The 4,464-nt window shown below is 67.3% G+C and carries 3 protein-coding genes; all 3 read left to right on the top strand.

Going from position 1 to position 4,464, the window contains the following annotated elements; genetic code table 11:
* Positions 1-137 precede the first annotated feature (137 nt).
* Genes CRM90_RS29530 through CRM90_RS29520 form a run of 3 tightly spaced genes read left to right on the top strand, consistent with a single transcriptional unit; the run spans position 138 to position 4,347 of the window.
* Positions 138-1,304 carry a tyrosine-type recombinase/integrase gene (locus CRM90_RS29530; protein WP_006247709.1) on the top strand — a complete coding sequence of 389 codons (1,167 nt, stop codon included), beginning with the start codon at positions 138-140 and terminating at the stop codon, positions 1,302-1,304.
* On the top strand, positions 1,301-3,802 hold the full coding sequence (locus tag CRM90_RS29525; RefSeq protein WP_102810390.1) for a tyrosine-type recombinase/integrase: 2,502 nt from the start codon (positions 1,301-1,303) through the stop codon (positions 3,800-3,802). The genes CRM90_RS29530 and CRM90_RS29525 overlap by 4 nt, the downstream gene beginning before the upstream one ends.
* A 29-nt stretch (positions 3,803-3,831) precedes the next feature.
* On the top strand, positions 3,832-4,347 hold the full coding sequence (locus tag CRM90_RS29520) for a DUF6262 family protein (protein ID WP_102810391.1): 516 nt from the start codon (positions 3,832-3,834) through the stop codon (positions 4,345-4,347).
* Positions 4,348-4,464: the final 117 nt, after the last annotated feature.

Here is a 4,464-nt window from a genome sequence, read left to right as displayed (position 1 = left end):
CCTTCTCCGGGGTTGCCTGACCTGTTGCGCCATGTTGCTCGACCGGGAGGATCGGGCGGGTTGTTCGGCGTTTCTCCGGGGGTGTGGTGCTTGTGGCTGGTAGTCGTTTGAGACTGTCGACCAGAAAGCGAGAGATCATGCGAGCATTCCCGGTGAGTTTGCCGTCGGGGCAACGGTATTGGACGGTGCTGGACGAGGACCTGCACGTGGTGGGTGTTGCCGACGAGTATCTGCGGCATCTGCGGTTCGGCCGCGACGCGGCCGAGTCCACGACCAAGGCGTACGCGCATTCGATCGCGTTGTTTCTGCGCTGGTGCGCTCGATCGGGGCGCTCCTGGCAAGGCGGTGTCGAGGGTTTCGCACTGTTCATAAGGTGGTTGGCGCACGCCGGGGGACCGGTTGAGGACACCGCGAGCGGAGTGGTGGCCGGTCCCGGCGCTGCTACGCTGCGGTGCCCATCGCGGATCAACGGTGTGCTGACGGCGGTGCGGGGCATGGTGGTACACGCGGTCGCGACCGGCACCGGGGCGGCGGGACTGGTGTCGATGCTCTACGAGGTCGCCGACGACCGGGACCTGCCGGCCGAGGCCCGCGGCGAGGACGGTCGGATGGCGTGGCGGATGCGGGCCCGGCATCGGCTGCGGGAACCGGAAACGACGATCGATCGGGCCAGCGATGAGCAGATCGTCGCGATACTGCGGGCCTGCCGTTCGGCGCGGGACCGGCTGATCGTGCTGTTGATGGCGCGGGGCGGGTTGCGCCGCGGGGAGCTGTGCGGACTGCGGCGCAGCGATGTGCACCTGCTGGTGGATTCGCGCCGCCTGGGCTGCGAGGTGGCGCGGGCGCATCTGCATGTGGTGCGCCGCGAGGACAACTCGAACGAGGCGTGGGCCAAATCGCGCCGGCAGCGGGTGGTGCCGCTGGATTTCCTTGTGGTGCAAGTGTTCGACGTCTACGAGTTCGAGCGCATGCGCGTCGCCGATGCCGCCAATAACGATTTCGTGTTCGTCAACCTGTTCCGCGGCAAAATCGGTAAACCGATGCGCCCGGACGCGATCGGGGAGTTGATGGCCGCGGCGTCGCGGCGCGCCGGACTCGACGTCGTGGTGCGGCCCCACCAGCTGCGACACGCGTACGGCAGCAACGTTGTTGATGCCGGAGCCGGGGTCGACGTGGTCGCCGATTTGCTTGGTCACGCGGCGGTGTCCTCGTCGCAGGTTTATCTGCATCCCGACTCCTCCCGGCTGCGGGCGGCCGTCGACGCCGTGCCCAGTCCTCGTGAACTCGGTGCGGTGACCCGGTGACCGCCGCAAGCTTGGCCCGTGTCGTGGGCGGTGACCGGAAGGGGATCGAGTTCCCGCACGTGCTTATCGGTGCCGCTTTCGATGGTCCCGCTGCAGCGCTGGCGCGAGCGCTGGACAGGGCGCTGTTGGAGGAGGCCGGATGGGATCCGGTCGCTCGAATCCTGTTTCTGCCCGTCGGACACCGGCTCCTCGGCCGGAAAGTGTGTCGGGTCGAGCAGTGCACTGCGACCGCCCATTACAACTACCCCGACATCTGCCACCGCTGTTTTACCAGGCTGACCCGCATGGGCATGACCGTGGACGACATCGCCGCCCGCGAGAGCCTTCCCGCCGCGCCCGTCCCGGCACCGCACTGCGCGGTCCCGAAATGCCGATGCGTGCCGACGGTCCCGGGTGCAGTGTTGTGCGAACCGCACGCTTCCAACTTCCGAAACAGGCGGATTCCCGTGACCGTCGAGGAGTTCGTGCGGCATCCGCGGGTGCGGCCCCATCCACCGTCTCCGGCCTGCTCGGTTCCGGCGTGCACCCGCACCGCAGACGGGGCGATCGGTTACTGCGGCACGCACTATCAACGGTGGTCCGTAGCTCAACAGAACGGCCCCGGACTCGACGAACAATCGTGGCGGACACGCGAATCGGGAGTGGCCGAACCAGGGCAGGTGAACCTGCGGAAACTGCCCGAGCTGGTCGTGGTGGAAGTGCTGGTCGGCTTGCAGACCCGCGTTCGGGAGGGCCTGCGGCTCACCGACGTTGTGCTGCGGGCGGTCTGCGACACTTTGCGCCGCCACCAAGTCGCCTCGATCCACGACTGCGAGCCGGGCCTGGCCCCTGGCTTGCGTGCACGCTCGGTGCTGGCCTCGTTCGCCCGCGACGCCCGCCGCGCGCTCGCCGACCCCGGGGGCGAACAAACCCAGGACATCTGGGATCTGGCCATTTTCGGTCACCCCGGGAGGCTGTCCTTCACCGCGATCACCCAACCATGGCTGGCCGATGCCGCCAAACGATGGGCGGCCGAGCAGCTTCCGCATCACCGGGGCAGCGGTGCCTCTCGTGTGCGCGGCAAGATCAACAATATCGGGTTGCTGTCCGAACACCTCGCCCGCCGACCCGACCGCGGTCTCGACCCCGCCGCGCTTGGCCGGACGGACCTGGAGGAGTTCCTCAACCGGCTCGGCCATCTGGAGTTCACCGGTCGGATCGGTCGCTACCGGCGCAACATGATCTGCCGGGACGTGCGCCAAGTGCTGGCAGGCATCCGCTCTCTGGGATTGACCCGACCCCGGCAGCCGGCTGCAGGATTGCCCGGCGACTTCGCGATCGAACGCATCGACATCCCCGCCGATCCCGAACGCGGTGAGCCCGGACGCTGCCTGCCCGCCGAGATCATGAACGTCGTGTGCTCGAACCTCGACACCCTCGAGCCCGCCGAAGTCAGGGTCGCCACCCAGATCGGCATCGACACCGGCCGCCGGCCCGAGGACATTCTCAACCTCACCCTGAACTGCCTGGACCGAGACAAAGACGGCGGGGAGGTGCTCGTCTACGACAACATCAAAGCCAATAGGCTTCGCCGCCGATTGCCGATCAGCACGACAACCGCCGCGGTCATCACAGCCCAACAACACCGCGTCCGACATCGTTTCCCCGACACGCCCATCGCGGAGCTGAGATTGCTGCCCACACGGGTACGAAATCCTGACGGGCGCAAGGCAATCAGCACAAATACCCTGGCGGCTCGTCACCGTGACTGGCTCGCCGCGCTGCCCACCTTGCGCACCGAAGACGGGACCGAATTCGACAAGACCCGGGTGGTGCCGTACGCCTACCGGCATTCGTATGCCCAACGTCATGCGGACGCCGGAGTGCCGATCGACGTCCTGGCCGAACTGCTCGATCACCGAAGCTACTCCATGACTCGCCGCTACTACCGCATCGGCGAAGACCGTCGCCGCGCTGCCGTGGACACCGTCACCGCGCTGAGCTTCGACCGGCATGGCAACAGGATCTGGCGCGATGCGCAGATGCTGTTGGACTCCGAACGCGCCCGACACGCCGTCGGGGAGGTTGCCGTCCCCTACGGCACCTGCACCGAGCCGACCAATGTCAAAGCCGGCGGCGGAGCCTGCCCGGTCCGGTACCGGTGCGTGGGCTGTGACCACTTCCGCACCACCGTGGCGTTCCTGCCCGAGTTGCAGGCATACCTCGATGATCTGCTGCGCACCCGAGAACGGCTGGCCGCCACCATTGATGGCATCGATGACTGGGCCCGTGCCGATGCCTCTCCGACCGAGGAAGAAATCACCCGGGTCCGGCGACTGATCAACCGAATCAAGGGCGATATCACCGGCATCGACGACACCGAGCGAGCCCGCATCGATGACGCCGTCGCCATCGTGCGCCGTCACCGCGCAGCCCACACGGTGCCGCTCGGCATGCCCATACTCACCGTCACCCCGCCCGGACTACCCACCACACCTACGTCGGAGGCCAGTGCATGACCCGCACCACGAACCCGCAAACCCAGCCGATGCTGGACGGCCGGCGCGACGACTCGGGGCGCCGCCGCAAACGGGTGCTGGCGGTGCTCGACCAAGCCGCCGCCGCGGGCGACCCGATCAGTGCGTCCGCAATCGCGCGCGCGGCCGGAGTCGACCGCACGTTCCTCTACCGTCACCGCGACCTGCTGGAGAAAATCCATGCGCTGCAAGCAGATCCAGTCCATTTGAACAGCGATCACGCGGTCACACATGCGTCGCTGCGGGCGGACCTGCTGGCCGCCCACGAACGAGCCGCCCGCCTCAACACCCGCAACCACCAACTGGAGAAACGGCTTTCCGAGGCGCTCGGCGAACATACCTGGCGTGAGTCCGGGCTCGGCAGCCCCGTCGACATCGACGCGCTCCACCAGCGCATCAGCCAGCTCGAACACGATAACCTCGACCTTCAACACCAGCTCGAGGAACGCGACGACGACCTGACCGCTGCCCGCGCCGCCAACCGAGAACTCATGGCCCGACTGAACACGCCGAGCCGGCCACAATGACCCACCGCGAGCCCCCTTGCACCACACCTGTTGCAGCCGATAGCATCTCATCACCGGCCTCTAAGCTGCACAAACTCAGAGAACCGCGCTGCCGCACGGGGACTGAACCCTGGAGAA

The sequence above is a fragment of the Mycobacterium sp. ENV421 genome (assembly GCF_002887815.1).
Lineage (GTDB): Bacteria > Actinomycetota > Actinomycetes > Mycobacteriales > Mycobacteriaceae > Mycobacterium.
This window is presented reverse-complemented; position numbering and strand designations above follow the sequence as displayed.

Coding starts and splice junctions, on each gene's coding strand:
- CRM90_RS29530 (WP_006247709.1), top strand. CDS start 138: ATGCGAGCATTCCCGGTGAGTTTGCCGTCGGGGCAACGGTATTGGACG.
- CRM90_RS29520 (WP_102810391.1), top strand. CDS start 3,832: ATGCTGGACGGCCGGCGCGACGACTCGGGGCGCCGCCGCAAACGGGTG.